Origin of the sequence: Streptomyces sp. NPDC087215, assembly GCF_044744885.1 — a bacterium.
Taxonomy (GTDB): Bacteria; Actinomycetota; Actinomycetes; order Streptomycetales; family Streptomycetaceae; genus Streptomyces.
The window spans coordinates 1-26,552 of the sequence record NZ_JBIUZD010000013.1; the positions used below are offsets into that span (position 1 = coordinate 1).

The window sequence follows — 26,552 nt, forward strand, 5'->3', positions numbered from 1 at the left end:
CTGTTCCCAGGCCCTCCGGGCGCTTCCTTCGTTTCCGACTCTATCAGATCTTTCCGACCCGATTTCCTCGGTGCTTTCCGGTCCCTTTCGCTTTCACTCCGGGGGCCTTTCGGCGGTTCCGACTTTATCAGAAGATCTGAGTCGGAATTTCCCGCCTCCCCTGGAACCGTTCCTGCGCACAGTGGCGCCGGGTGGTTCCCGATCTGGCGGAGCCGTAAACGTACTGGAGCGGGGCGCCCCGATGCAAATCGAGGCGCCCCGCTCCGGAACCGTGCTGGTCAGACCTCTACGACGACCGGAAGGATCATCGGGCGGCGGCGGTAGGTGTCCGAGACCCACTTGCCGACGCTGCGGCGGATCAGCTGCTGGAGCTGGTGGGGTTCGACGACGCCGTCCTGGGCCGACTTGTTCAGGGCCTGGTCGATCTTCGGGAGCACCCCGTCGAACGCGGAGTCCTCGATGCCCGAGCCCCGGGCGTGGACGTGCGGGCCGCCCACGATCTTGCCGGTCGAGGAGTCGACCACCACGAAGACCGAGATGATGCCCTCCTCGCCGAGGATCCGGCGGTCCTTGAGGGAGCTCTCGGTGACGTCGCCGACCGACAGGCCGTCGACGTACACGTAACCCGCCTGGACCTTGCCGGTGATCCGGGCGCGGCCGTCGACCAGGTCGACGACGACGCCGTCCTCCGCGATGACGATGTGGTCCTTGGGGATACCGGTCATCGCGCCGAGCTCGGCGTTGGCGCGCAGGTGGCGCCATTCGCCGTGGACCGGCATGAGGTTCTTCGGGCGGCAGATGTTGTAGAAGTACAGCAGCTCGCCGGCCGAGGCGTGGCCCGAGACGTGGACCTTGGCGTTCCCCTTGTGGACGACGTGCGCGCCCCAGCGGGTCAGGCCGTTGATCACGCGGTAGACCGCGTTCTCGTTGCCCGGGATCAGGGACGACGCCAGGATCACGGTGTCGCCGGGGACGATCCGGATCTGGTGGTCGCGGTTGGCCATGCGGGACAGGGCCGCCATCGGCTCGCCCTGGGAACCCGTACAGACCAGCACGACCTCGTCGTCCGGGAGGTCGTCGAGGGTCTTCACGTCCACGACGAGACCGGCCGGGACCCGCAGATAGCCCAGGTCACGGGCGATGCCCATGTTGCGGACCATCGAGCGGCCGACGAAGGCGACCCGGCGGCCGTACTCGTGGGCGGCGTCGAGGATCTGCTGGATGCGGTGCACATGGCTGGCGAAGCTCGCCACGATGATGCGCTTCTGGGCGTTCGCGAAGACCGTGCGCAGGACGTTGGAGATGTCCTTCTCCGGCGGGACGAAGCCCGGGACCTCGGCGTTCGTCGAGTCGGACAGCAGGAGGTCGATGCCCTCCTCGCTGAGCCGCGCGAACGCGTGCAGGTCGGTGAGGCGCCCGTCCAGCGGGAGCTGGTCCATCTTGAAGTCGCCGGTGGCGACGACCATGCCCGCAGGAGTGCGGACGGCGACCGCCAGCGCGTCCGGGATGGAGTGGTTGACCGCGATGAACTCGCAGTCGAACGAACCCAGGACCTCCCGGTCGCCCTCCTTCACCTCAAGGGTGTAGGGGCGGATGCGGTGCTCCTGGAGCTTGGCCTCGATCAGCGCCAGGGTCAGCTTGGAGCCGATCAGCGGGATGTCCGGCTTCAGGCGGAGCAGATAGGGGACGGCACCGATGTGGTCCTCGTGGCCGTGCGTGAGCACGATGCCTTCGATGTCGTCGAGACGGTCCCGGATGATGGTGAAGTCCGGGAGGATCAGGTCGACGCCCGGCTGCTCCTCTTCGGGGAAGAGGACGCCGCAGTCGACGATGAGCAGACGGCCGTCGAACTCGAAGACCGTCATGTTCCGGCCGATCTCACCGAGCCCGCCGAGCGGGATGACGCGCAGGGCGCCCTTCGGGAGCTTCGGCGGAGCGCCGAGTTCAGGATGCGGATGACTCAAAAGACTCTCCTCACCATGCGCGCCACGTACCTTCCCGGCACGTGGCGCGCATGACATTCGTGCACTTGCTGTTGTCTGTATTCAATTGTGAAGTCTGATGTCAGAGTTCTACCCCGCCGGCCGCGAGGTCGACCTTGAGCTGTTCGGTCTCCTGTGCGGAGAGCTCGACGAGCGGCGGTCGCAGCGGTCCTGCCGGGAGGCCCTGGAGGGCGAGCGCCGCCTTGGTGGTCATGACGCCCTGGGTGCGGAACATGCCCGTATAGACGGGGAGCAGCTTCTGGTGGATCTCGGTGGCCTTCTGGACCTCGCCGCCCAGGTGGGCGTCGAGGAGGGCGCGGAGTTCCGGGGTGGCGACGTGGCCGACGACGGAGACGAAGCCGCAGGCGCCGACCGAGAGCAGGGGCAGGTTGAGCATGTCGTCGCCGGAGTACCAGGCGAGGCCGGAGCGGGCGATGGCCCAGCTGGCGCGGCCGAGGTCGCCCTTGGCGTCCTTGTTGGCGACGATGCGGGGGTGCTCGGCGAGCCGGACGAGGGTCTCGGTCTCGATGGGGACGCCGCTGCGGCCGGGGATGTCGTAGAGCATCACGGGCAGGCCGGTGGCGTCGGCGATGGCCGAGAAGTGCCGGTACAGGCCCTCCTGCGGGGGCTTGTTGTAGTACGGCGTGACGGCGAGGAGGCCGTGTGCGCCGTCGCGCTCGGCGGTGCGGGCGAGCTCCAGGGAGTGGTGGGTGTCGTTGGTGCCGATGCCCGCGACGACATGGGCGCGGTCTCCGACCGCCGCCAGGACCGCTCGTACCAGCTCCGATTTCTCCGCGTCGCTGGTGGTGGGGGACTCGCCGGTGGTGCCGTTGATCACGAGGCCGTCGTTGCCCGCGTCCACCAGATGGGTGGCGAGTCGCTGGGCGCCGTCGAGGTCGAGTGCGCCGTCCGCCGTGAAGGGCGTGACCATGGCGGTGAGGACCCGCCCGAAGGGGGTCTGCGGAGTGGAGATCGGAGCCATGGGTAACACGCTACTCGCTGCTCAGCGCCGGGTGTCCCCTCGGGGGACGGGAGAAAGGGGACCCGGCGCTGCCTGCTCGGGGGTTCAGGCAGCGCCGGGTCCGTTTGATCAGCCTAGATGAACTTCGTGAAACGTCGCAATACGGACACTTCGCGTCGAGCGTTCGGACATCTGTGCCCTATGGGGCCACACGGCCGTTCTTGTTGAAGGCCGCGTGGGTCAGCGGCATCAGCCGGGCCCAGTGCTCCTCCATCTTCTCGCCGACCATCTCGATCTCCCGCTGCGGGAAGGACGGGACCGCGGCCAGCTCGTGCTGGGTGCGCAGACCGAGGAAGTGCATCAGCGAGCGCGCGTTGCAGGTGGCGTACATCGAGGAGAAGAGGCCGACCGGGAGGACCGAGCGGGCGACCTCGCGGGCGACACCGCCGGCCAGCATCTCCTGGTAGGTGGCGTAGGCCGTCCGGTACGACTCCTCCATCGTGCGGCTCACCAGATCGTGCTGCTCCTGGGTGCCCTCGACGAAGACGTACTTGCCGGGGCGGCCCTCCTGGACCAGCCTGCGCTCGGTGTCGGGGACGTAGAAGACCGGCTGGAGCTCCCTGTAGCGGCCCGACTCCTCGTTGTACGACCAGCCGACGCGGTGCCGCATGAACTCGCGGAACACGAAGATCGGGGCGCTGATGAAGAAGGTCATCGAGTTGTGCTCGAACGGGCTGCCGTGGCGGTCCCGCATCAGGTAGTTGATCAGGCCCTTGGACCGCTCGGGGTCCTTGTGCAGCTCTTCGAGGGACTGCTCGCCCGCCGTGGAGACCCGGGCCGCCCACAACACGTCGGAGTCGGTGGCCGCGCTCCGGACCAGGTCGACGGTGACGTCGCTCCGGAAGTCGATCTTCATGTTCTCGGTGGGGCTGTCGCTCACCAGCGGTCCTTCCGTTCGGGGTGCAGTCGACCACTCTAACGACGTCCTACTGGAGGATGAGATGCGGCCACTTCGGTGAAATAGGGCACCAAAGCGCCGGTTCCGTCGTCTCTCCCTGTGAAGGACGACGACTACCGAGGAGAGTGGCTCTGATGTTCCGCCGGAAAGAGGCCGTACCGTTCGCGTTCGTCGCGGAGGCCGACCACTTCCGCAGTAACGTCACTCCGCCACCCCGTGAACGTCTCGGCGCTTCACAGATCGTGGGCCGCGTCCTGCTCGGGCTGACCGTCGCGGCGGGTCTCGTCGGATCGGTGATCTTCGGGATGCCGTCCCTGCAGGCGGGCGAGTCCGCCACTCACCACCAGCAGTCCGAAGCCTCCGACAACCGCTGAGGTAGCCTCACCGGGCACCGCCCCTTCGAGCGTGCTTGTGAGTGAGGACCTGTCGTGCCCCTGCCCTTCCTGACGGCCGACCGTGCTTTTGACACGACCGACCCTGTCGCCCTGCCGTTCGACGACCACGACGAGTGGCGCCGTCCGTACCGGCCCGGGTCATGGCGGGTCGGGGCGGCGGCGCTCGCGCTGCTGCTCGCTTCCTTCGTCCTGCTGGCCGCGGTGATCATCGCCGCCGCCGGAACCTTCGGCGGCGCGGTCGCCACCCTCGGTGTCGCCGCGCTCGTCATCGTGGGCGCCCTGCGGATGCTCCGTATGGGCGCCTGGGTGAGCCGGGCGGGCGTCCGCCGGGTCTCCTTCTTCTCGACCAGGACCGTGCCGTGGGCCAAGGTGACCTCCCTGCGGACCGTCCAGCAGCCGGTGCGCTGGCTGGGACTCCCCCGGACCGTCCAGGGCCAGGCCCTGGTGCTCGACCGTCCGGCCGGTGAGCGGCTGCTGCTGCTCAGCGACCACGACGCCGACTTCCTCTCCCGGATCGAGGCCTTCGACCGGGCGGCCGACACGGTCGAGGCCTGGAACGCCGAGTACGGTACGGCCCCGGCCGCCACGCGCTGACCTCGGTCGCGCGCGACGGCCCGCGCCGTCGCTCAGACGCCCGCCGGGCGCCCCTCGTGGAGGGTGATGGCACGCTGCATCGCCTTGCGGGCCCGGGGGGTGTCGCGGGCGTCGTGATAGGCGACCGCGAGCCGGAACCAGCAGCGCCAGTCGTCCGGCGAGTCCTCCGTCTCGGCCTTGCGCCGGGCGAAGACCTCGTCGGCCGAGTCCCGGTCGATCCGGCCGCCCTGGGTGCGCCTCAGCTCGTCGACGGGCAGCCCGCCCTCGGCCTCCAGCTCGGCGGCGAGCCGGTTCGCACCGCGGGCGAAACGGGTGTTCTTCCAGAGGAACCAGCCGCCGACGCCCGGCAGCAGGAAGGCCACCGCGCCCAGGCCCATGGCGACCGGCTCCCCGGTGAGAATCAGCAGGACGCCCTCCATCGCCACCACCCCGAAGACCAGCACGAGGACGGTGGAGAGGAAGACGTACGTGATCTTTCCGCCCATGATCAGCCCAGGTCCAGGAAGTGTTCCAGGCCGAAGGTGAGGCCAGGAGCGCCGGTCACCCGGCGGACGCCGAGCAGGATGCCCGGCATGAAGCTGGAGTGGTGCAGCGAGTCGTGGCGGACCGTGAGGGTCTCGCCCTCGCCGCCCAGCAGCACCTCCTGGTGGGCCAGCAGGCCCCGGAGCCGTACCGCGTGGACCCGGACACCGTCCACGTCCGCGCCGCGCGCGCCCTCCGGGCCGGTCGCGGTCGCGTCCGGCTGGGCGCCCAGACCGGCCTCGGCACGGGCGGCGGCGATCAGCTGGGCCGTCCGGGTCGCGGTGCCGGAGGGGGCGTCCACCTTGTTCGGGTGGTGCAGTTCGACGACCTCGACCGACTCGAAGTACGGGGCCGCGAGCTGGGCGAACCGCATGGTGAGGACCGCGCCGATGGAGAAGTTCGGAGCGATGAGCACACCGGTCCCCGGCGAGCCCGCGAGCAGGCCCTCCAGCCGCGCGAGGCGCTCCTCGGTCCAGCCGGTGGTCCCGACGACCGCGTGGATGCCGTGGCGCACGCAGAAGTCGAGGTTGTCCATGACCGAGTCGGGGGTGGTCAGCTCGACGGCCACCTGGGCGCCCGCCTCGACGAGGCGCTCCGGGTCGTCGCCGCGGCCCAGGGCCGCGACCAGCTCCATGTCCTCGGCGGCCTCGACGGCCCGGACGGCCTCGGAGCCGATGCGGCCCCGGGCACCGAGGACCGCCACGCGCAGCTTGCTCATTGCTCTGAATTCCTTAGGGGCTCGGGGTCAGGAGACCGCGTGGTGGAGGCGGTCCGCCTGCTTGTCCTTCAGCGGGCCGATCACCGAGAGCGAGGGCCGCTGGTCCAGTACATCGCGGGCGACCTCGCGGACCTCGTCCGGGGTCACGGCCGCGATCCGGTCCAGCATGTCGTCGACCGACATCTGGGTGCCCCAGCACAGCTCGCTCTTGCCGATGCGGTTCATCAGCGCGCCGGTGTCTTCGAGGCCGAGGACGGTCGAGCCGGACAGCTGGCCGACGGCGCGGGCGATCTCGTCGTCGGTGAGGCCCTCGGTGGCGGCCTTGTGCAGCTCGTCACGGCAGATCTTGAGGACGTCGTGGACCTGGCCGGGGCGGCAGCCCGCGTACACCCCGAAGAGACCGCAGTCGGCGAAGCCCGAGGTGTACGAGTACACGCTGTAGGCCAGGCCGCGCTTCTCGCGGACCTCCTGGAAGAGCCGGGAGGACATGCCGCCGCCGAGGGCGGTGTTCAGCACGCCGAGGGCCCAGCGGCGCTCGTCGGTACGGGCCAGACCCGGCATTCCGAGGACCACGTGGGCCTGCTCGGTCTTCCGGTTCAGGAGCTCGACGCGGCCCGCCGTGCGCAGGACGCGGCTGCCGGTCCTGGGGGCGACCGGTACGGCGTCCGTACGGGTGAGGGCGCCGGCCTTCTCGAAGGCGCGGCGGACCTGGCGCACGACCGTGGCGTGGTCGACGTTGCCCGCGGCGGCGACGACCAGATGGGTGGGGTCGTAGTGCTTCTTGTAGAAGCGGGCGATCTGGCCCCGGCTGAGGGCGTTGACCGTGTCGACGGTGCCGAGGACCGGGCGGCCCAGCGGGGTGTCGCCGAACATGGTCTGCGCGAACAGCTCGTGCACCACGTCACCGGGGTCGTCCTCGGTCATCGCGATCTCTTCGAGGATGACACCGCGCTCGGCGTCCACGTCCTCGTCGAGGATGAGCGAGTCCGTGAGCATGTCGCAGACGACGTCGATCGCCAGCGGCAGGTCGGTGTCGAGGACCCGGGCGTAGTAGCAGGTGTACTCCTTCGCCGTGAAGGCGTTCATCTCGCCGCCGACCGCGTCGATCGAGGCGGAGATGTCGAGGGCGGACCGCTTGTGGGTGCCCTTGAAGAGGAGGTGCTCCAGGTAGTGGGTGGCGCCGCCGAGCGCCGGGGTCTCGTCGCGGGAGCCGACGTTCGCCCAGATGCCGAAGGTGGCGGAGCGGACCGAGGGAAGGGTCTCGGTGACGATCCGGAGGCCCCCGGGGAGGGTGGTGCGCCGGACCGTGCCGATGCCGTCCTTGCCCGGGAGAAGCGTTTGGGTACGGGCGACGGCCCGCCCCTCCGAGGAGGGGCGGGCCGTCGCGCGGGAACTACGGGACGTCACTTGGCAGCGTCGTCCTTGTCACCCTCGGCGGCGTCCTCGTCCGCGATCACGGGGATCAGGGAGAGCTTGCCGCGCTGGTCGATCTCGGCGATCTCGACCTGGACCTTGGAGCCGATCGCGAGCACGTCCTCGACGTTCTCCACGCGCTTGCCACCGGCGAGCTTGCGGATCTGCGAGATGTGCAGCAGACCGTCCTTGCCGGGCATGAGGGAGACGAAGGCACCGAAGGTGGTGGTCTTGACGACCGTACCCAGGTACCGCTCGCCGACCTCCGGCATGGTCGGGTTGGCGATCGCGTTGATCGTGGCGCGGGCGGCCTCGGCCTGCGAGCCCTGCTGGGCACCGATGTAGATGGTGCCGTCGTCCTCGATCGTGATGTCGGCGCCGGTGTCCTCCTGGATCTGGTTGATCATCTTGCCCTTGGGGCCGATGACCTCACCGATCTTGTCCACCGGGATCTTGACGGTGATGATCCGCGGGGCGTTCGGGGACATCTCGTCCGGAACGTCGATCGCCTCGTTCATCACGTCGAGGATGTGCAGACGCGCGTCACGGGCCTGCTTCAGCGCGGCGGCCAGGACCGAGGCGGGGATGCCGTCGAGCTTGGTGTCGAGCTGCAGGGCGGTCACGAACTGCTTCGTGCCGGCGACCTTGAAGTCCATGTCGCCGAACGCGTCCTCGGCACCGAGGATGTCGGTGAGGGCGACGTAGTGCGTCTGGCCGTCGATCTCCTCGGAGATCAGACCCATGGCGATACCGGCGACGGCGGCCTTCAGCGGCACACCGGCGTTCAGCAGCGACATGGTGGAGGCGCAGACCGAGCCCATGGACGTCGAGCCGTTGGAGCCGAGGGCCTCGGACACCTGACGGATCGCGTAGGGGAACTCCTCGCGGGTCGGGAGGACCGGCACGATGGCGCGCTCGGCGAGCGCGCCGTGGCCGATCTCACGGCGCTTGGGCGAGCCCACGCGGCCGGTCTCGCCGACGGAGTACGGCGGGAAGTTGTAGTTGTGCATGTAGCGCTTGCGGGTCACCGGGGAGAGGGTGTCCAGCTGCTGCTCCATGCGGAGCATGTTGAGGGTGGTGACGCCCAGGATCTGGGTCTCGCCACGCTCGAACAGCGCCGAGCCGTGCACGCGCGGGATGGCCTCGACCTCGGCCGCGAGCGTACGGATGTCCGTGAGGCCACGGCCGTCGATGCGGACCTTGTCCTTGATGATCCGCTCGCGGACCAGCTTCTTGGTCAGCGCCCGGTAGGCCCCGGAGATCTCCTTCTCGCGGCCCTCGAAGGCCGGGAGGAGCTTCTCGGCGGCGAGCTCCTTGACGCGGTCGAGCTCGGTCTCGCGCTCCTGCTTGCCCGCGATGGTGAGCGCCTTGGTCAGCTCGCCCTTGACGGCGGCGGTGAGCGCCTCCAGGACGTCGTCCTGGTACTCCAGGAAGACCGGGAACTCGCCGGTGGGCTTGGCGGCCTTGGCGGCGAGGTCCGACTGGGCCTTGCAGAGGGCCTTGATGAAGGGCTTCGCGGCTTCGAGACCGGCGGCGACGACCTCCTCGGTCGGCGCCTCGGCGCCGCCCTTGACGAGCTCGATCGTCTTCTCGGTGGCCTCGGCCTCGACCATCATGATCGCGACGTCGCCGTCCTCCAGGACGCGACCGGCGACGACCATGTCGAAGACGGCGTCCTCGAGCTCGGTGTGCGTCGGGAACGCGACCCACTGGCCCTTGATCAGGGCGACACGGGTGCCGCCGATCGGGCCGGAGAAGGGCAGGCCGGCCAGCTGCGTGGAGCAGGAGGCGGCGTTGATCGCGACCACGTCGTACAGGTGGTCGGGGTTGAGCGCCATGATCGTCTCGACGATCTGGATCTCGTTGCGCAGGCCCTTCTTGAAGGAGGGGCGCAGCGGCCGGTCGATCAGACGGCAGGTGAGGATCGCGTCCTCGGAGGGGCGGCCCTCCCGGCGGAAGAAGGAGCCGGGGATCTTGCCGGCCGCGTACATCCGCTCCTCGACGTCCACCGTGAGGGGGAAGAAGTCGAGCTGGTCCTTGGGGCGCTTCGAGGCGGTGGTCGCGGAAAGGACCATCGTCTCGTCGTCCAGGTAGGCGACGGCGGAACCGGCGGCCTGCTTGGCGAGGCGGCCGGTCTCGAAGCGGATGGTGCGGGTGCCGAAGGTGCCGTTGTCGATGACGGCCTCGGCGTAGTGGGTCTCGTTCTCCACTAGTGGTTTCTCCTACGTGTTCGTCTTTGCGTCCTTCGGCCCGTGTGGCCGGGAACGGTGACGACGGTGGCGGAGGAGCGCCTCGGGTGCGGGCCGGTCTTCGATCGAAGCACCCGGGGATTCGTTCCCGGGGGCCACTACCGAGGACCGGCGGCTGGCCGGCGGCTCCTCGCCCGTCGTACGGGGTTGTGCGACCAGACTAAGCCGGTGCGCACGCTTTGTGCACGTACGGCGAAGGGAGCGGCCCCCTGAAAGTGGGAACCGCTCCCTCCGCAGCGTTCTCCATGGAACGGATTACTTGGCGCCGCCGGCCGCACCGCGACGGATGCCCAGGCGGTCGACCAGCGCGCGGAAGCGCTGGATGTCCTTCTTGGCCAGGTACTGCAGCAGGCGGCGGCGCTGGCCGACCAGGATCAGCAGACCACGACGGGAGTGGTGGTCGTGCTTGTGGCGCTTGAGGTGCTCGGTCAGGTCCGAGATGCGACGGGACAGCATCGCGACCTGGACCTCGGGGGAGCCGGTGTCGCCCTCCTTGGTACCGAACTCGGTCATGAGCTGCTTCTTGACGGCGGCGTCGAGAGCCACGCGGGTCTCCTCTTTGGTTCGTGCGCCCGCGGGTGCCCCTGGTCTAGGTCTCAGGGGAAGCTTCCGTGACTCCACGGGCGAAGGTCCGATGGGCGCAGCTTCCAGAGGCTTTCCGAACGGATTCGGTGCTTTCCGGGAGCGCGTACACAAACGGCCGTCACACAGCGTACCAGCTCGCCGGAGCGGGGCCGGGGGCCGCCGGTCATCTGCTGGTGAGGGACCTCACGGTGGTGAAGACGTCGAGGACGGCGAGGCAGAGGGGGACGAGGGAGAGCAGGACGAAGCCCTCCGCGAGGTCGAGGAACCTGCCCCAGAAGGGGGAGAGCCCCTTCTTCGGGATGACCAGGCCGATCGCGGTGATCAGGGCGGCGCCCGCGGCGAGGGACGCGGTGAGCCAGATCGTACGGATGTCCAGGCCGCCGCGGTCCCCGTGGAGGAGGAACTCCTTGACGAGGTCGGCGGGCGGGTCGAGGGAGAGGCCGAGGACGAGGAGGGCGATGGCGGCGATGCCGGAGACGAGGACGCAGGCGACCTGCGAGGTGTAGCGGAAGAGACGGGCGCGCAGCAGCATCGCCAGGCCGGCGGTGAGGGCGAGGAGCTGGCCCCAGACGTTTCCGGCGAAGCCCAGGACGGCGGCGGAGCCGACGACGACGGCCGCGCAGCCGCCGACCAGGCCGAGGAGCATCTCGTGGCCGCGGCGGGCCTGGAGGGCGATGCGCTCGCCGTCGACGGGCTGCGGCTCGCCCGGCTGCTGCGGTTCGCCGAGGAACTCGTCGTCGGCGGCGCTGCGCGGGGCGGCGTAGCCGATGGGGAGCCGGGCGAAGCGGGCGGAGAGTCCGGGCAGGAAGGCGACGAGGCCGATGGCGACGGGGGCGCAGACGGCGGCGGTCTCGGTGGCGGGGGTGTCGGTGAGGATCGCCAGGAAGGTGGCGAGGGTGCCGACGGTGGCGAGGAAGGTGGTGGCGACGAAGGGGGCGTCGCCGCTGGGGGTGAGGGCGACGAGTGCCACGGAGGCGACGAGGACGGTGACGCAGCCGAGGAGGAACTGGAGGCGGCCGGGGCCCTGGCCGGGGTCGGCGGCGATGATGCCGGAACCGGCGATGAGGAGCAGGGGCAGGGCGCCGAGGCCGAGGGTGACGGCGGTGGCGCGGTCGCCGTACACGCGGGCGCGGACCCCGGCGAAGGCGGTGAGGAGGAGTCCGGCGCCGCCCGCGATGACGCCGGGCAGGCTGTGCATGTCGTGGCGGACGGGGTCGGCGAACCAGAGGACGAAGCCCATGAGGACGAGGAGGAGGATCCCGCCGAGGAGTCCGGCGCCGCGCAGCAGCTCGTCGCTCCACAGGTGCCGGTCGCGGGTGACGGCGGAGGCGACGGCGTCGGACACGTCGTCGTAGACGGCCGGGGGCAGGGACTGGGCGAAGGGGCGCAGCGAGAGGACCTCGCCGTCGAGGACGCGCTGGGCGGCGAGGGTGCGGGCGCCGTCGAGGACGGAGCCGTCGCGGCGGACCAGGTGGTAGCCGGTGGGGGTGCCCGCGGTCTGGGTCTGGCCGGTGAGCCGCAGGATCTCCGGGTAGACGTCGGCGACGGCGATGTCCTCGGGGAGCGCGACGTCGATACGGCTGTCCGGCGCCACGACGGTGACGCGGCAGAAGCCGGTCGCTGCGGTCGTACTCACGTGTCTGGACCCCCTGATTCGCGGTTGCGCACGATGCGCGCGTCACCCTACCGGGGACGGTCCGCGGGGGCTGCACGTAGGATCGCCGTCCCATGGGGGGAGTCCGTGCGCCCGGCCGCCGACGGGGGTGCCGTGCGGACGCATCCGCCACGAGCCCGTCTCCAACGAGGGATTGATGCGCCGGTGAGCCAGATCGTCGTCAAACGCCCGCCGAGGTCTCTTCCGCCGGAAGTGCCCGGTGAGGAACTGGTCCTGGAGTCTCCGCCGGAACTGCCGCGGGGGCAGCAGGAGTCGGCTCTGATGCAGCTCCTGCCGATGCTCGGCATGGGTTCCTCGGTGGTCTTCTTCTTCATGACGCCGTCTCCGATCATGCGGATCATGGGTGTGCTGATGCTGGCGTCGACGGTCGCCATGGCCGTCGCGCAGTTCGTCAGATTCCGTCGCGGTACGCAGGGGCAAATGGCCGATGTCCGCCGTGACTACCTCAAATACCTCGCGCAGACCCGGCGTACGGTCCGGCGCACGGCGCGCAGGCAGCGGGACGCGCAGTGGTATCTGCACCCCGCTCCCGAGCAGTTGTGGTCGGTGGTGGCCGAGGGTTCGCGGCTGTGGGAGCGGCGGGTCGGCGACCACGACTTCGGGCAGGCCAGGATCGGGCTCGGCGCGCAGCAGCTGGCGACGCCGCTGGTGGCACCGGACACCGCGCCGGTGGACGAGCTGGAACCCTTGTGCGCGGGCGCGATGCAGCAGTTCCTCGCGGTGCACGGGACGCTGGACGGGCTGCCGATGGCGGTGTCGATGCGGGCCTTCTACCACGTGACGGTGTCGGGTGAGCCGGAGTCGGCGCAGGCGGCGGCGCGGGCGCTGGTGGCCCAGTTGGTGACGCTGCACTCCCCCGACGACCTGATGCTGGCGGTGGTGGCGGCGCGGCCCGCGCAGGAGCGGTGGGACTGGACGAAGTGGCTGCCGCACACGCAGGTTCCGGGACAGGTCGACGGAGCCGGGACGAAGCGTCTGTTCGGTGACGACCTGGGTGAGCTGGAGCAGTTGGTCCGGTCGCGGCTGGACGGTCGGCCCCGGTTCTCCCGGGACAACCAGCCGGTGCTCGACCAGCCGCACGTGGTGGTGGTCCTGGACTCCGACTCCACCCGTGGTGGTCTGGTGCCGCCGGACTCGCTGCTCGCGGCGGCCGAGGGGCTGCAGGGCGTGACGATCGTGGAGGTGGTCTCCGGCGATCTCGACGAGCCGCGCGGCGGTCTCTCGGTGGTGGTGCGGCCGGGGCGGCTGCGTCTGGAGTCGGGGGGCGGTTTCGCGTACGAGGGGCAGCCGGACGGGATCTCGCTGCCCGCCGCGGAGGCGCTGGCCCGGCAGCTGGCGCCGCTGCGGATGGGTGGCGGGGACGACGACGAACCGCTGCTGGCCAATCTGGACTTCACGGATCTGCTGGGTCTGGGGGACGCGGCGTCGGTGGACGTGACGCGGACCTGGCGGCCCAGGTCGGTGGCCGAGCGGCTGCGGGTGCCGATCGGTGTCGGCGAGGACGGGCAGCCGGTCATGCTGGACCTGAAGGAGGCGGCGCAGGAGGGCATGGGCCCGCACGGTCTGTGCGTGGGCGCCACCGGTTCGGGCAAGTCGGAGCTGTTGCGGACGCTGGTGCTCGGGCTCGCGGTGACGCACTCCTCCGAGACGCTGAACTTCGTCCTGGCGGACTTCAAGGGCGGTGCGACCTTCGCGGGGATGTCGCAGATGCCGCACGTGGCGGCGGTCATCACCAATCTGTCGGACGATCTGACGCTGGTGGACCGGATGGGTGACGCGATCCGGGGCGAGCTCCAGCGGCGGCAGGAGCTGCTGCGGTCGGCGGGCAACTACGCGAACATCCACGACTACGAGAAGGCGCGGGCGGCGGGTGCTCCGCTCGAACCGCTGGCCTCGCTGGTCCTGGTGATCGACGAGTTCTCCGAACTCCTCACCGCCAAGCCGGACTTCATCGACATGTTCATCCAGATCGGCCGTATCGGGCGCTCGCTGGGGGTGCATCTGCTGCTGGCCTCGCAGCGTCTTGAGGAGGGCAGGCTGCGGGGGCTGGACACGTATCTGTCGTACCGGATCGGTCTGCGGACCTTCTCGGCGGCGGAGTCGCGGGCGGCGATCGGTGTCCCGGACGCCTATCACCTGCCGTCGGTGCCGGGTTCGGGCTATCTGAAGTTCGGTACGGACGAGATGACCCGCTTCAAGGCGGCGTACGTGTCGGGGACGTACCGGACGGGCGGGCCGCGTCTGGAGGTCGGTCAGTTGCCGGTGGAGCGGCGGCCCGCGCTGTTCACGGCGGCGCCGGTGCCGGTGGTGTACGCGGCGCCGGACCCGGCGTATCTGACGGAGCTGCGCGCGCGGGAGGACGACGCGCTCGCGGACACCGTCCTCGACGTGGTCGTGCGCAGGCTGGAGGGTCAGGGGGTGCCGGCGCACCAGGTGTGGCTGCCGCCGCTGGACCAGGCGCCGTCGCTCGACCAGTTGCTGCCGGGGCTCGCGCGGACGGCGGAGCGGGGTCTGACGGCGACGGAGTACACCCGGCAGGGCGCGCTCACGGTGCCGCTGGGTCTCATCGACAAGCCGTTCGAGCAGCGGCGCGAGGTGCTGTACCGGGACTTCTCCGGTGCGGCGGGCCACATGATGGTGGTGGGCGGTCCGCAGTCCGGGAAGTCGACGATCATGCGGACGCTGGTCTCGTCGTTCGCGCTCACCCACACCCCGGCCGAGGTGCAGTTCTACTGTCTGGACTTCGGTGGCGGCGGCATGGTGTCGCTGGCGGACCTGCCGCACGTCGGCGGGGTCGCCTCGCGCCTGGACCCCGAGCGGGTGCGGCGGACGGTCGCGGAGGTGATGGGGGTCCTGAACCGGCGGGAGGAGTTCTTCCGGGCGCACGCGATCGACTCGATGGCGACCTACCGGCGCAAGCGGGCGTCGGGCGAGCTGCCGGGCGAGGCGTGGGGGGACGTCTTCCTCGTGGTGGACGGCTGGGGCGGTTTCCGCAACGACTACGACGTGCTGGAGCCGGTCGTCTCCGACATCGCGGCGCGCGGGCTGGGTTACGGCGTCCACGTGGTGATCACGGCCTCCCGTTACATGGAGGTGCGGGCGGCGCTCAAGGACCAGATGCTGGGCCGTCTGGAGCTGCGGCTCGGTGACGTGATGGACTCCGAGTTCGACCGCAAGGTGGCGGCGAACGTGCCGGCGGGGGTGCCGGGGCGCGGTCAGGTGCCGGAGAAGCTGCACTTCATGGGGGCGCTGCCGAGGATCGACGGGTCGAGCGCGGGAGCCGATCTTTCGGACGGTACGGCGGCGTTCGTGCGGGCGGTGAAGGAGAGCTGGACCGGGGCGCCCGCGCCGTCGGTGCGGCTGCTGCCGCGCAAACTGCCCGCCGAGCGGCTGCCGAAGGGCTTCGAGCACCCGCGGCACGGCATCGCCATCGGGATCGACGAGACGAATCTGGAGCCGGTGTTCGTCGACTTCGAGTCGGACCCGTTCTTCCTGGTGTTCGGCGAGAGCGAGTCGGGCAAGACGGCGCTGCTGCGGCTGATCGCGAAGCAGTTGTCCGAGCGGTACACGCCGGAGCAGGCGCGGATCGTGGTGGGTGACTACCGGCGGACGATGCTGGAGGCGGTCGCGCCCTCGCACCTGCTGGAGTACGCGCCGATGGCGTCGGCCATGCAGATGCACATGGACGCGATCAACACGGTGATGACGAAGCGGTCGCCGAAGCCGGACATCACTCCGCAGCAGTTGCGGGACCGCAGCTGGTGGTCGGGGCCTCAACTGTTCGTACTGATCGACGACTTCGAGCTGGTGGCGACGAACTCGGGCAATCCGCTGTCGGTGCTGGTGGAGAACCTGCCGTTCGCGCGGGACGTGGGCATCCGGTTCGTCGTGGCGCGCAGTGCGGCCGGTGCTTCGCGGGCGATGTACGAGCCGTTCATGCAGCGGATGAAGGAGTTGGGCGCGCAGGGTGTGCTGTTGTCCGGTGATCCGGGCGAGGGCGACATCCTGGGCAACGTACGGGCGCGTCCGATGCCGCCGGGCCGGGGCACGTTCGTGTCGCGGAAGCGGGGGACGCCGCTGGTGCAGTTGGGCTGGCTGCCGGAACGGCACTGACGAGGCGGGGCGGGCGGGGGATTCCCGCCGCTCGGACGGGGCGGTCCCACTAGTGTGGGAGGGACCGCCGTACCACCGCGAAGGGAACGCGCCGATGAGCGAGGCAGACAGCAGCACGGGCAGTGCCGAGGGGACCGTCGGCGGTTCTGCGGGGAGTGCCGAGGAGGCCGCGCGGGCGGCCGAGAAGCAGCGGCAGAAGGACGAGTTGTACGCGCTCGACATCTCGGGCGCGGAGTGGGAGGGCGCCCCGGGGACCAGCCCGGACGAGGAGCGGGTGGAGATCGCGCGGCTGCCCGAGGGCGCGGTGGCGATGCGTTCGTCGCTCGACAAGGACACGGTGCTGCGCTACACGAAGGCGGAGTGGGACGCGTTCGTCCTGGGTGCCCGGGACGGTGAGTTCGACCTGCGGTGAGGCCGTGGCACAGGTGAGGGGGTGGCCCGTGGGACGGGCCACCCCCTCGCGCGTCTCCGTCGGGAGGACGGCGGTGCTCACATCATCATGCGGAACCGGGCTGCGTTGCCCTTGTCGGTGTCCTGGTAGCCGATGACGGAGTCGTCGAGGAGCCGGGCGATGCTGGCCAGGTCCTGGTTCATGCCGCCCATGTCACGGGTCAGGCGGTCCTGGATCTCCCGGTACGCGATCTTCGTCTCGCCCTCCCAGGTGGAGGCGACGCGGTTGACCTCGGCCATGAGGTCTTCGAGCTTCTGGGAGAGGGTGCTGGAGGTGAGGCGGACGTCGGCCGCCGCCTGGGTCACGGTGTCGTAATTGACCGCGGTCGTCATGGTGATGACTCCTGGGGTGAGAGTGGCGCGGAGGACTGGTCGGACCGGACGGCTCAGGCCATGCCGAGGATGGCGCTCTGGCCCGCGGAGGTGTTGTCCATGGTGCGGAAGGTCCGCACGCGCTCCTCTTCCTCCTGGGTGAACCCGTCGGCGCTCATGCGCATGATCTCCTCGAGCTTCACGAGCTCGACGCGCATGGTGCGCAGCCGCTGGTTCAGGTCGTTCTGGACCCGGTCGTACTCCTTGCTCGCGGCGCCCTGCCAGCCCGCCTGGATACGGTCCACCACGCCGTTGAGGGAGGTGACACGGGCCTGGAGCTCGTCGTGGAAGTCCTGGATCCGGCCGGCGAGCTTGACTTGTTCGGCACTGGTGACGTTCAGGTCTTTCGACATCTTGCCCCTTCTTCCTTCGGTGGCGTCGACGGCCGGGCCGTCGGGCCTTCCGGTCGTGATGCGGACGGGAATCTTCTGATGCCGCCCCCGTGCGGGGCTCGCACTGCCGTGCGCCCCGCCGTCACTGTAGCCATTGGCGGCGGCAGTTCCAACTGCAAAGGAAGGTCCGGATACTTGGCTCGCGCACGGGTCAACGGGCCCTCTTTCCGCGGCGGCTGTCGCGGATCACGACGGCCGTTCCCGCGACCACCGCCACCAGGACCACGGCGATCCCCAGGGTGTACGTGGCGAGGCGTTCGGAGCGTTCCTGCGGGGTCTCCGACAGGGCGAGCCGGGCCGGTTCGGGGGCGGGGGGCCGGGGCGGTCCGGGGTCGGGCGTGGGTGAGGAGGGGGGTGTGCCGGGTGCGTCGGCGAGGGCCCGCACCGGGTCGACGACTCCCCAGCCGACGTAGGGGTCCCGTCCGTTGACCGAGCGGACGGCGGTCTGCTCGATGCGGGTGACGATCTGGGCGACGGACCAGTCGGGGTGCTTGGCGCGCAGCAGTGCGGCGACCCCGGCGACGTACGGGGCGGAGAAGCTGGTGCCGTTGTCGACGCACTGGCCGCCGCCGGGGACGGTGGAGACGATGTCGACGCCCGGTGCGGCGACACCCACGAAGTCGCCGGGCTGGGAGAACGCGGCGCGTTCGTTGTTGCGGTCGGAGGAGGCGACGGCGAGGACGCCGGGGAAGGCGGCCGGGTAGGTGTTCTTCCGGGCGCCGCTCATCCCGTCGTTGCCCGCGGAGGCGACGACGACGACGCCCGCCCGGATCGCGGCGGCGACGGCCCTGCCCATGGTCGAGTCCGGGCCGAGCGGCTGGGTGGTGTCCTGGGAGATGTTGATGACGTCGGCCTTCTGCCGGACGGCCCAGTCGATGGCCTGCGCCATCGTGTCGGACTTGCCGCTGTTCTTCTCGTCGTTCTGCCGGATCGGGATGATCGTCGCCTCGGGGGCGATGCCGACGAAGCCGGTGCCCGCGCGGGGGCGGGCGGCGATGATGCCCGCGACCTTGGTGCCGTGGCCGACGTCGTCGACGGTGCCGTCGGTCTTGCCGCGCTTCTCGTCGCCGAAGCCGGGGTTCTTCTTGTCGGGCTTCAGGTAGTCCTTGCCCGCCTTGGCGTCGACGGCGGTCCGCAACTGGTGGTTGACATCGTCGACGCCGGTGTCGATGACGGCGACCCGGACGCCCTTGCCCCGGGTGTCCTGCCACAGCGCGTCGAGGAGGACCCGCTGGAGGGGCCAGGGGGTGCCCGCGATCTGCTTCTTCATCGGGAAGGTGCATTCGCCGCCGCCGTCGAGCGCCCAGCCGCCCGGCGCGGGCGCGGGCCCGGCTCCGGGCGGTCCGGTCACGGCCGGACCGGTCACCGACGGGCCGGTCACCGACGGGCCGGTCCCGGCCGTCGCCGGGGCCGCGAGGAGGCCGGTGAGGGCGGCGGCGAGCAGGGCGGCCGTCGTGCGGTACGTCGTCGTCACCGGTGCCACCCCCTAGGAACCCTGCGGCTGACGCGCGCTGTTGGTGTCGAGCCGTGGGCCCTTCGACAGGAACTCCGACCAGGCGATCGGGACGAGGGCCGGCGTGACCTTCCCGTACCCCAGACGCATCTGGGCGTCGCTGGGTTCCGGGCGTCCGTCGGTCGGCTTCTCCTTGTCCCCGGTGCCGATGTCGGAGCGGGCGGAGTCGCTGTCGCCGTTGGCCTGGACCGCGTACCGCAGTCCGGTGTCGGTGACGAGGAACAGCGAGCCGTCGGGGGTCTGCCGTCCGGCTCCCTGGACCTGGGTGTAGAGGAGGCCGGTGCCCGGGGTGACGTACGTGCTGGTGCCGCCGGTGGCGATGTCGGCGGGGTACGCGGTCCCCGCCCAGGTGGTGAGGGTCGTGCCGCCCTTGTCGTCGACGCCGGTGAGGACGCTGCAGACGGTGTCCCGGGCACCCTGGCCGGTGGTGGCGTTGACCTGCTTGGACTTCAGCCGGGGCCAGCGGACCTGGGAGTGGAAGGGGGTGGGGTCGGGGTCGACGGAGGAGGCGTCGACGGGGGTGGGACTGCCGTCCATGTCGAGGACGCCGGTCTGCGGCGAGCTGATGAGGAGCCATGCCGTGAAGGGGGTGACCGGCTGGACCCGGCCCGCGAGGACGACGTAGTGCTGGGGCCCTGAACCGGTCTCGGCCCGCAGGACCATGCCGATCCGGTTCTCGGTCTCGTCGAGGGCGCCGCCGCGGACGCCCGCGGGGTCGCCGACGCGGCCGTCGATCCGGGGGAAGTCCACCTCGTCACCGGTCTTCAGGGTGGCGAGCCAGTCGTCGGTGACCTGCTGCTCCTTGCCGAGGCCGACGAGGGCGGTGAGCAGCCCGGGGGACTCGGCCTTCACCGGGTACTTGGTGCCGGTGTGGTCCACGAGGAAACGGGCGGCGTCCTTCTGTCCCTTGACGTAGAGGATCTCTCCGTCCTTGAGCTGTCCGTCGCCCTCGGTGCGCTTCAGGTCCCGCTCGGCGAAGAGGAAGGCCGCCTTCTGGACGCCGCCACCCGCGCCTCCGCCGGGCTGCTCGCAGACCGCCCACCGCTTGGCCTTGCCCGCCTCCTCGGCGCTGGGCAGCCGGTCGGGGGCGTAGGGGATGCCCAGGATGGGGCCGCGCGGCGGCTCGCCCTTGTCGAGGGTCTTGTCGGCGACCTGCACGACCTGGAACTGGTCGGGGTCGAGGAGGAGCCGGGCGGAGGTGAGGTTGAGGACCGGGTGCAGCAGGGTCTTGGCGTCCTCGCCCTTGCCGGTCCGCAGGACCACGTACCGGGTGGTCGACTGCTTGCCGACGACGACCCGGGTGCCGGGAGTGTCCCAGCCCTTGGGGGCCTGCGGCTTGAACATGCCGAAGGCGCCGAACCCGGCGACGATCAGCGCGGCGACGATCAGCCCGGGGAGGATCGCGCGCAGCGGCTTCGGCGCCCCCTCCTCCGTACCGGAGGGCGAGGGTTGGAGGAAAGCCGCGACCGTGCGCTTCTTCGCAAAGGTGTACGCGTTGAGCTCGTCCCGCCGCGATGCCATGAGTCCCCATTCTCGTCACGCGCGATCTTCGCGCGGGGGCCCGGGGAGATGACACCCGGACCCCGGCCGTCGGACCGGCCCCCTACTATGCCTGCTGTCCCCCGGGGCACGGGGGGCGGGTAGGGTGATCCGGCCCCCAAAGTGCTGGCGGGCCAGGGTGATCGGGATGAATTGAGGGGGATTCTCCATCATGGTTTCCGCGACGCGGACGCGGCCCGCCGCGGCCACCGCCTCCGCACCCCCGGCCACGGGACCCGTCTCCTCGGTGTCACCGAGACTCCAGGCCCGTCCCGGACACTTCGGTTCGTTCCGATTGCAACAGCTCGTACTGATAGAGGTGGCGGCGGCCCTGCTGCTCGTCGCCTGGGTCGTCGAGCCGGTGCTCCTCGTGCCCGCGGGCGTGGTCGCCGTCGTGCTCGTCCTGCTGGCGGTCGTCCGCCGCCACCGGCGTTCCCTGCCCGAGTGGCTGGGAACCTTCCTGGCGCTGCGGGCCCGGGGCCGCCGGGCCTCCTCCTTCACCGTGCCGGAGGGCACGGAGCCGGGGTTCGCGCCGGTCGTGGAGTGCGATCCGGCACTGCGCACCTACGCGTACAGCGACCGTGACCGGCGGCCGGTCGGCATGGTGGGCGACGGCACCTTCCTCACCGCCGTGCTGCGGGTCGAGTCGGACGGCACCGCGCTGCGCCCCGACCGGGCGGCCCGGCCGCTGCCCGTGGGGCTGGTCCGTGACGTGCTGAGCGTGGACGGCGTCCGGCTGGAGTCGGCGCAGATCGTGCAGCACACCCAGCCCGCGCCCGCCCCGCACCTGCCCGAGCAGTCGATGGCCGCCCGCAACTACGGGCCGCTCCAGGCACAGACGGGATCGCCCGCGGTCCGGATCACCTGGATCGCGCTCAAGCTCGACCCCGAGCTGTGCCCGGAGGCGGTGGCCGCGCGCGGCGGCGGTCTGACGGGGGCGCAGAAGTGCGTGGTGCGCGCGGCGGACCAGCTGGCGAGCCGTCTGGCGGGGGCCGGGTTCACCACGAGCGTGCTGACCGAGCAGGAGCTGACCTCGGCGCTCGCCACCTCGACCTGTGCGAGCCCGATGGCGATAGCGCAGGCGGGCCGGGGCCGGACCCGGACCCGGCGGACGCAGGAGACGGCCCGCACCTGGCGGGTGGACGACCGGCGGCACACGACGTACTGGGTGGGACGCTGGCCGCAGTTGGGCGGCCCGGGTGGTGGCGCGGGGGCGTCGATGCCGCAGCTGGTGGCCCTGCTGACCTCGCTGCCCGCGCTCGCGACGACGTTCAGTCTGACGCTGAGCGGCGGCGACCGGCAGGAGGTCACGGTGACCGGGCACGTACGGATCACCGGGCGCAGCGATGAGGAGCTGGTGACCGCCCGGCACGAACTGGAGCGCGCGGCGCGCGGGGTGAGGACGGGGCTCGTGCGACTGGACCGCGAACAGGTGCCGGGGATGCTGGCGACGCTTCCGCTGGGAGGTGCCCGCTGATGTCCGCTCCTTCCCCCTACGGTTCCCCGGACGGCCCCGCAGCGGCCGAGGGGTCCACCGGCCGCGGGTCCGGCGCCCGGCGCCCGGGGCGGGGCGCCCGGCCCCGGTTCGGCTTCGGGCTCGTCGGACCGCGCCGCGACCGGCACTCCGTCCCGCTCGACCAGCTCGACGCGCTGGCCCTGCCGGTCGGCGACGACGGCATGGTCATCGGCGTCGACGCCGAGAACCGGCCCGCCGTGCTCGGCATCAACCGGCCCGTCCCGTACGACGTCACCCTCATCGGCGGGCTGTGGACCGCGCAGGTGATGGCGCTGCGGGCGGCGGCGACCGGCGCCCGGGTGGCCGTCGAGACGGGCCGCGCGCAGTCCTGGACCGCGCTGGCGCAGGCCGCCGGCGGCGGGCAGCCGTGCATCACGCTGCACGACGTGGGGCGGGTGCCGCCGCAGGGCGCGTCGGCGGGCAGCCCGGTGGTCGTGGTCCGCGACTGCGGTATGCGGCCGCCGCGCGGCCGGGTCGTCTCGGCGCCCTGGCAGTCGGTGGTGACGCTGCTCCCCTATCTGAGCCCGGTCGCGCCCCGGCTCCTGGAGAAGTCGTCGCTGGTCGGCGTCCAGCGGGTGTCGCCCGACGAGGCCGTCCAGATCGGCCGGGTGATGGGTCTGCCGCACCACGAACGGGACGCCCTGTCCACGCTCGCGGACGGGGTGACCCTCTGGTGCACTCCGGACGACCGCCAGTTCGTGATGACCCGGGCGACCGACGCCGAGACCGGACTGCTGGGCGCCGCGCGCCGGATGGACTGAGCGCGGCCAAGTCGCCCGTGTACGTCCCCTTTTGAATTGTTTTCAACGGTGGACCCCCTCACCCCGCGGCGCGGGCAGGCCACTTGGGGGTCCGGACCCATTCCCGGGCGGGCCGCGCGAGGGCTCGTCGGGCCTGCCCGGGGTTGCCCGCGCCGATTAGGCTGGAAGGGCCCGGCCCACCACGGCACAAGGGTGCTCGACCACTCCAGGAGGCAAAGTGAACGGCGATCGCGACGAGATCCACGGGGGTTGGAATCCGCCCGCCGACGATCAGTCCGACGCGGATTCCGCCGAGATGACGGGTGAGTTCACCATCGACTACACCCCGCCCGCCTGGTACACGCAGAACGCGCCGGGCGGTACGGGAGCGGGCGGCGGTGGCGTCGCTCCCCCGCCGCCGCACGGGACGCCCGTGCCGGTGCCGGGCCTCCCGGCGGGCAGCGGCTTCGAACCGGGCTGGAGCACGGGCCCGGTGGCGCCCCCGGCTCCTCCGGCCGGTGCGGGGCCGGGACTGCCGCCGGTGGCCCCGCAGCCGGGCGGGACACCCGGCCCGGGAGCGCCGGTGCCTTTCGGCGCTCCGGGTGGGCCGATGCCTGCTGTTCCTCCTGTGGCGCCGGGGGTTTCGGGTGGTCATGGGGGTCATGGGGGTCCTGTGGCTCCTGGGATTCTCGGTGACCCGGTGGCTTCTGGGGCCCAGGCGCCTACTGCTGTGGCTCCTGTGACTCCTGGTTTCTCTGGTGCGCCGGGGATGTCCGGTGCGCCTGGTGCGCCTGGTGCCCCCGCCGTGCCTGATGCCTCTGACGCTTCCCCGGCCACCAGCACCTCCGGGATTCCTGGCGCTTCCCCGGCCCCCAGCGTGCCCGGGGCTCCCGTGACACCGCCGACGCCGTCCGCCGGGGTGCCCACGCCGGGCGCACCCGGGACGCCCGGGACACCCGGCGCGGCCGACGTGCCCGGTGCGGCCGGCGCGACCGCGCCCATGGCCTTCCCGCCGCCCACGCCGCTGCCGGGGGCCTCCGTGCCGTTCGGGGGCGGAGACATCGAGAGCGGCGCGACCATGCGCTTCTCCCCCGTCTCGCTCCGGCGTGAGGGCACGGACCGCGCGGCCGGTGCCTCCGCCGGTACGGCGACCCCCGAGACCACCGAGGACGTACCGGCCTCCCCCGCGCCCGCCCCCGCCGGACGGACCGGGGAGCACGAGGCCGATGGCTCCGTGCCGGTGACCGCCGGGGAACCGCACGGCACGGGCACCCCGGTAGCGACCGGAACGACGGGAGACGGCCAGATCACCGACCCGACGGCCGACTCCACGGAGCACGCCGACCGCTCCGGCGCCGCCACGGACACCGCCGAAGCCGCCGAAGCCGCAACGAGCGCCGACACCCCGGCATCCGCCCCGGCGCCGGACACCACCACCGACACCTCGTCCGACGCGGTGCCGGAGGACGTACGGGACGCCCTGCCGCAGCCGTCCGCCGACGCCCCGGCGGACGTCACTCCCGGCGCGGTGCCGGTCGCGGTGCCGGTCGCGGTGCCGGTCGCCGATGCCGTTCCCCCGGCCGACCAGGCCCATCCGGCCGGGACCACCGGGACGACCGACCCCGCCGGGGCCGCCGGTCCCGGCGCCCCGGTGGTGCCTCCCGTGCCCTTCCCGGGGGCCGACGCCCCGCCGCCGCCCGCGCCCGGACCGTTCCCCGGCGCCCCGCAGCCCCCGTTCGCTCCCGCCGCCCCGGGTGCCGGGGCGGGGCTGCCGCCGCTGCCGCCCGCCTTCCAGCCCGCCGCGCCCGGCCCCGCCCCGCAGTGGCCCGCGCAGCACGCGCCCGGGGCCCAGCCGGTGCCCCAGGCCGCGCCGCTGCCGCCCGTCGCGCCCGGCCCCGTACCGCCGCAGGCACAGCCCCGGCCCCAGGGGGCGTACGGCTATCCGCAGGCACCGGGCGCCTACGGCTACCCCCAGCCGCCCCAGCCCCCGCAGGCTCCCCAGCCCCCGCAGCCGCCCGCGCCCCAGGGCGACTACGGCTTCCCCCGGCCCGGGACCCCTCCGCAGCCCGACGGGTACGGGTACCCGCAGCAGCCCGGTGGTGTGCCGCCGCAGGCACAGGGCGGGTACGGCTATCCGCACCCCGCCGCCGCGCCGCCGCAGGAGGCGCAGCCGCCCGTCGACCCCAGGACCGGGGCCGCCTGGCCCTCGCCCGTGACGCACGACCAGCGGGAGCGGTCCGTGCCGGGCGCCCCGCTCGGGTACAACGCGGCGGTGGAGCTCTCCTCCGACCGGCTGCTGCGGAACAACAAGCAGAAGCCCCGGTCGAGCCGGACGCCCGGCGGCTCCGCGCGCTTCAAGCTCGGCGGCAGGAAGGAGGAGGCGGAGCGGCAGCGCAAGCTGGAGCTGATCCGCACACCGGTCCTCTCCTGCTACCGGATCGCGGTCATCTCGCTCAAGGGCGGTGTCGGCAAGACCACGACGACCACCGCGCTGGGCGCGACCCTGGCGACCGAGCGGCAGGACAAGATCCTCGCGATCGACGCCAACCCGGACGCGGGCACGCTGGGCCGCCGGGTGCGGCGCGAGACCGGGGCGACCATCCGCGACCTGGTGCAGGCGATCCCGTACCTCCACTCGTACATGGACATCCGCCGGTTCACCTCGCAGGCGCCGTCCGGTCTGGAGATCCTCGCCAACGACGTGGACCCGGCCGTCTCGACGACCTTCAACGACGAGGACTACCGGCGGGCGATAGACGTCCTGGGCAAGCAGTACCCGATCATCCTCACGGACTCGGGCACGGGTCTGCTGTACAGCGCGATGCGCGGGGTGCTCGACCTCGCCGATCAGCTGATCATCATCTCGACGCCCTCGGTGGACGGTGCCTCCAGCGCCTCGACGACCCTGGACTGGCTCTCCGCGCACGGGTACGCGAACCTCGTGCAGCGCTCGATCACGGTCATCTCCGGGGTCCGCGAGACCGGAAAGATGATCAAGGTCGAGGACATCGTGCAGCACTTCGAGACCCGCTGCCGGGGCGTCGTGGTCGTGCCCTTCGACGAACACCTGTCGGCCGGTGCCGAGGTGGACCTCGACATGATGCGGCCGAAGACCCGGGAGGCGTACTTCCACCTGTCGGCGATGGTGGCCGAGGACTTCGTCCGCGCGCAGCAGGCGCAGGGACTGTGGACGGGCGACGGCCAGGGCGCGATGCCCCCGCACATGGCCCCGCCGATGCCGGGCCAGCCGTACGGCGGGCCCCCGCCGCAGGGCGCCCCGTACGGCGCCCAGCCCGCCCCCGGTCAGCCGTACGGGACGCCCCCGGGCCAGCCCTTCCCCGGACAGCAGCCGGTCCCGGGGCAGTACACGCCGGGACAGTCCGTACAGCCCGGCCAGCCCGGCCAGCCCGTACCGGGGCAGCCGTACGGCGGACCGCCCGCGCCCGGACAGCCCTACGGAGCCCAGCCCCCGCCCGGACAGCCGTACCCGCCCCAGCCCCCCGGCCCGCTGCCGGGGCAGCCCGGCCAGCCGTTCCCGGGACAGCCGTACGCCGGGCCGCCCGCGCCCGGTCAGCCGTACGGGGCCGCGCACGGACAGCCCTTCCCCGGACAGCAGCCGCTGCCGGGGCAGTACCCGCCGGGACAGCCCGTACAGCCCGGCCAGCCCGTACCGGGGCAGCCGTACGGCGGACCCCCCGCGCCCGGACAGCCCTACGGGACACCCCCGGGGCAGCCCGGCGCGCCCGGGGGGTTCCCGCAGCCGTTGCCCCCGCAGTCCGACACCCAGGGTGACGAGGCGCAGGTCGCGCCGCCCGGGTGGACCCCGCAGGGGCCTCCGCAGGCACCGCCGGCCCCTCATCAGTAA

Annotated in this window: 20 protein-coding genes; 7 read left to right on the forward strand and 13 right to left on the reverse strand. The window is 71.8% G+C overall.

Features of this window, described 5'->3' with window-relative positions; translation table 11 throughout:
• Positions 1 to 278: 278 nt before the first annotated feature.
• The 3 genes from ACIO92_RS26650 to thyX form a co-directional block, all read right to left on the reverse strand.
• Positions 279 to 1,964: a ribonuclease J gene (locus ACIO92_RS26650; protein WP_366444018.1), complete on the reverse strand. Its 1,686-nt coding sequence runs from the start codon at positions 1,962 to 1,964 to the stop codon at positions 279 to 281.
• Between the two features lie 100 nt (positions 1,965 to 2,064).
• Positions 2,065 to 2,964: a 4-hydroxy-tetrahydrodipicolinate synthase gene (gene dapA, locus ACIO92_RS26655; protein ID WP_366444017.1), complete on the reverse strand. Its 900-nt coding sequence runs from the start codon at positions 2,962 to 2,964 to the stop codon at positions 2,065 to 2,067.
• Positions 2,965 to 3,142: 178 nt separating this feature from the next.
• Positions 3,143 to 3,883, reverse strand: coding sequence for an FAD-dependent thymidylate synthase (gene thyX / locus ACIO92_RS26660; protein ID WP_351795820.1), 741 nt, complete (start codon positions 3,881 to 3,883; stop codon positions 3,143 to 3,145).
• A gap of 152 nt (positions 3,884 to 4,035) precedes the next feature.
• Here thyX and ACIO92_RS26665 point away from each other — a divergent pair, with 152 nt between their 5' ends.
• Positions 4,036 to 4,275: a hypothetical protein gene (locus ACIO92_RS26665; RefSeq protein ID WP_366444016.1), complete on the forward strand. Its 240-nt coding sequence runs from the start codon at positions 4,036 to 4,038 to the stop codon at positions 4,273 to 4,275.
• Between the two features lie 54 nt (positions 4,276 to 4,329).
• Complete coding sequence (locus ACIO92_RS26670) at positions 4,330 to 4,890, forward strand: PH domain-containing protein (protein ID WP_351795814.1); 561 nt, start codon at positions 4,330 to 4,332, stop codon at positions 4,888 to 4,890.
• A gap of 32 nt (positions 4,891 to 4,922) precedes the next feature.
• Here ACIO92_RS26670 and ACIO92_RS26675 read toward each other — a convergent pair whose 3' ends face one another.
• From ACIO92_RS26675 to eccD, 6 genes are all read right to left on the reverse strand, one after another.
• Positions 4,923 to 5,375, reverse strand: coding sequence for a hypothetical protein (locus ACIO92_RS26675; RefSeq protein WP_351795811.1), 453 nt, complete (start codon positions 5,373 to 5,375; stop codon positions 4,923 to 4,925).
• Positions 5,376 to 5,377: 2 nt separating this feature from the next.
• On the reverse strand, positions 5,378 to 6,130 hold the full coding sequence (gene dapB / locus ACIO92_RS26680; RefSeq protein WP_366444015.1) for a 4-hydroxy-tetrahydrodipicolinate reductase: 753 nt from the start codon (positions 6,128 to 6,130) through the stop codon (positions 5,378 to 5,380).
• A gap of 27 nt (positions 6,131 to 6,157) precedes the next feature.
• Positions 6,158 to 7,537: a pitrilysin family protein gene (locus tag ACIO92_RS26685; RefSeq protein WP_366444014.1), complete on the reverse strand. Its 1,380-nt coding sequence runs from the start codon at positions 7,535 to 7,537 to the stop codon at positions 6,158 to 6,160.
• Complete coding sequence (locus ACIO92_RS26690; protein WP_366444013.1) at positions 7,534 to 9,753, reverse strand: polyribonucleotide nucleotidyltransferase; 2,220 nt, start codon at positions 9,751 to 9,753, stop codon at positions 7,534 to 7,536. Before ACIO92_RS26690 ends, ACIO92_RS26685 begins: the two co-directional genes overlap by 4 nt.
• 294 nt (positions 9,754 to 10,047) lie before the next feature.
• Positions 10,048 to 10,338, reverse strand: a complete 291-nt coding sequence (gene rpsO / locus ACIO92_RS26695) for a 30S ribosomal protein S15 (protein ID WP_351795801.1) — start codon at positions 10,336 to 10,338, stop codon at positions 10,048 to 10,050.
• A gap of 202 nt (positions 10,339 to 10,540) precedes the next feature.
• Positions 10,541 to 12,013 carry a type VII secretion integral membrane protein EccD gene (gene eccD, locus ACIO92_RS26700; RefSeq protein ID WP_366444012.1) on the reverse strand — a complete coding sequence of 491 codons (1,473 nt, stop codon included), beginning with the start codon at positions 12,011 to 12,013 and terminating at the stop codon, positions 10,541 to 10,543.
• 183 nt (positions 12,014 to 12,196) lie between these two features.
• Here eccD and eccCa point away from each other — a divergent pair, with 183 nt between their 5' ends.
• Together eccCa and ACIO92_RS26710 are read left to right on the forward strand one after the other, a co-directional pair.
• Complete coding sequence (eccCa, locus tag ACIO92_RS26705; RefSeq protein WP_401242903.1) at positions 12,197 to 16,165, forward strand: type VII secretion protein EccCa; 3,969 nt, start codon at positions 12,197 to 12,199, stop codon at positions 16,163 to 16,165.
• A gap of 205 nt (positions 16,166 to 16,370) precedes the next feature.
• Positions 16,371 to 16,577, forward strand: a complete 207-nt coding sequence (locus ACIO92_RS26710) for a DUF397 domain-containing protein (RefSeq protein WP_351795831.1) — start codon at positions 16,371 to 16,373, stop codon at positions 16,575 to 16,577.
• A 77-nt stretch (positions 16,578 to 16,654) separates the two neighbouring features.
• Here the strand turns inward: ACIO92_RS26710 and ACIO92_RS26715 are convergent, their stop codons facing one another.
• The 4 genes from ACIO92_RS26715 to eccB all read right to left on the reverse strand — a co-directional run bounded on the left by ACIO92_RS26715 (position 16,655) and on the right by eccB (position 20,413).
• Positions 16,655 to 16,948 carry a WXG100 family type VII secretion target gene (locus ACIO92_RS26715; protein WP_366444010.1) on the reverse strand — a complete coding sequence of 98 codons (294 nt, stop codon included), beginning with the start codon at positions 16,946 to 16,948 and terminating at the stop codon, positions 16,655 to 16,657.
• A 53-nt stretch (positions 16,949 to 17,001) separates the two neighbouring features.
• Complete coding sequence (locus ACIO92_RS26720; protein WP_351795789.1) at positions 17,002 to 17,340, reverse strand: WXG100 family type VII secretion target; 339 nt, start codon at positions 17,338 to 17,340, stop codon at positions 17,002 to 17,004.
• 190 nt (positions 17,341 to 17,530) lie between these two features.
• A complete protein-coding gene (gene mycP, locus ACIO92_RS26725) occupies positions 17,531 to 18,853 on the reverse strand; it encodes a type VII secretion-associated serine protease mycosin (RefSeq protein WP_402284279.1) in 1,323 nt (440 codons plus the stop codon).
• Positions 18,854 to 18,865: 12 nt separating this feature from the next.
• A complete protein-coding gene (gene eccB / locus ACIO92_RS26730) occupies positions 18,866 to 20,413 on the reverse strand; it encodes a type VII secretion protein EccB (protein WP_366444009.1) in 1,548 nt (515 codons plus the stop codon).
• A gap of 190 nt (positions 20,414 to 20,603) precedes the next feature.
• Between eccB and eccE the strand changes: the two genes are divergently transcribed.
• The 3 genes from eccE to ACIO92_RS26745 all read left to right on the forward strand — a co-directional run bounded on the left by eccE (position 20,604) and on the right by ACIO92_RS26745 (position 26,552).
• The gene (gene eccE, locus ACIO92_RS26735; RefSeq protein WP_366444008.1) at positions 20,604 to 21,908 is read left to right on the forward strand and encodes a type VII secretion protein EccE; all 1,305 of its coding nucleotides are present in this window, start codon (positions 20,604 to 20,606) and stop codon (positions 21,906 to 21,908) included.
• Positions 21,908 to 22,708 carry a hypothetical protein gene (locus ACIO92_RS26740; RefSeq protein ID WP_366444007.1) on the forward strand — a complete coding sequence of 267 codons (801 nt, stop codon included), beginning with the start codon at positions 21,908 to 21,910 and terminating at the stop codon, positions 22,706 to 22,708. Before eccE ends, ACIO92_RS26740 begins: the two co-directional genes overlap by 1 nt.
• Positions 22,709 to 22,925: 217 nt before the next feature.
• On the forward strand, positions 22,926 to 26,552 hold the full coding sequence (locus tag ACIO92_RS26745) for an SCO5717 family growth-regulating ATPase (protein WP_402284276.1): 3,627 nt from the start codon (positions 22,926 to 22,928) through the stop codon (positions 26,550 to 26,552).

Excerpts from the sequence above, each read along its gene's own strand:
- dapA (WP_366444017.1), bottom strand. The coding sequence starts at position 2,964 with ATGGCTCCGATCTCCACTCCGCAGACCCCCTTCGGGCGGGTCCTCACC.
- ACIO92_RS26665 (WP_366444016.1), top strand. The coding sequence starts at position 4,036 with ATGTTCCGCCGGAAAGAGGCCGTACCGTTCGCGTTCGTCGCGGAGGCC.
- ACIO92_RS26675 (WP_351795811.1), bottom strand. The coding sequence starts at position 5,375 with ATGGGCGGAAAGATCACGTACGTCTTCCTCTCCACCGTCCTCGTGCTG.
- dapB (WP_366444015.1), bottom strand. The coding sequence starts at position 6,130 with ATGAGCAAGCTGCGCGTGGCGGTCCTCGGTGCCCGGGGCCGCATCGGC.
- ACIO92_RS26715 (WP_366444010.1), bottom strand. The coding sequence starts at position 16,948 with ATGACGACCGCGGTCAATTACGACACCGTGACCCAGGCGGCGGCCGAC.
- ACIO92_RS26720 (WP_351795789.1), bottom strand. The coding sequence starts at position 17,340 with ATGTCGAAAGACCTGAACGTCACCAGTGCCGAACAAGTCAAGCTCGCC.
- eccB (WP_366444009.1), bottom strand. The coding sequence starts at position 20,413 with ATGGCATCGCGGCGGGACGAGCTCAACGCGTACACCTTTGCGAAGAAG.
- eccE (WP_366444008.1), top strand. The coding sequence starts at position 20,604 with ATGGTTTCCGCGACGCGGACGCGGCCCGCCGCGGCCACCGCCTCCGCA.
- ACIO92_RS26740 (WP_366444007.1), top strand. The coding sequence starts at position 21,908 with ATGTCCGCTCCTTCCCCCTACGGTTCCCCGGACGGCCCCGCAGCGGCC.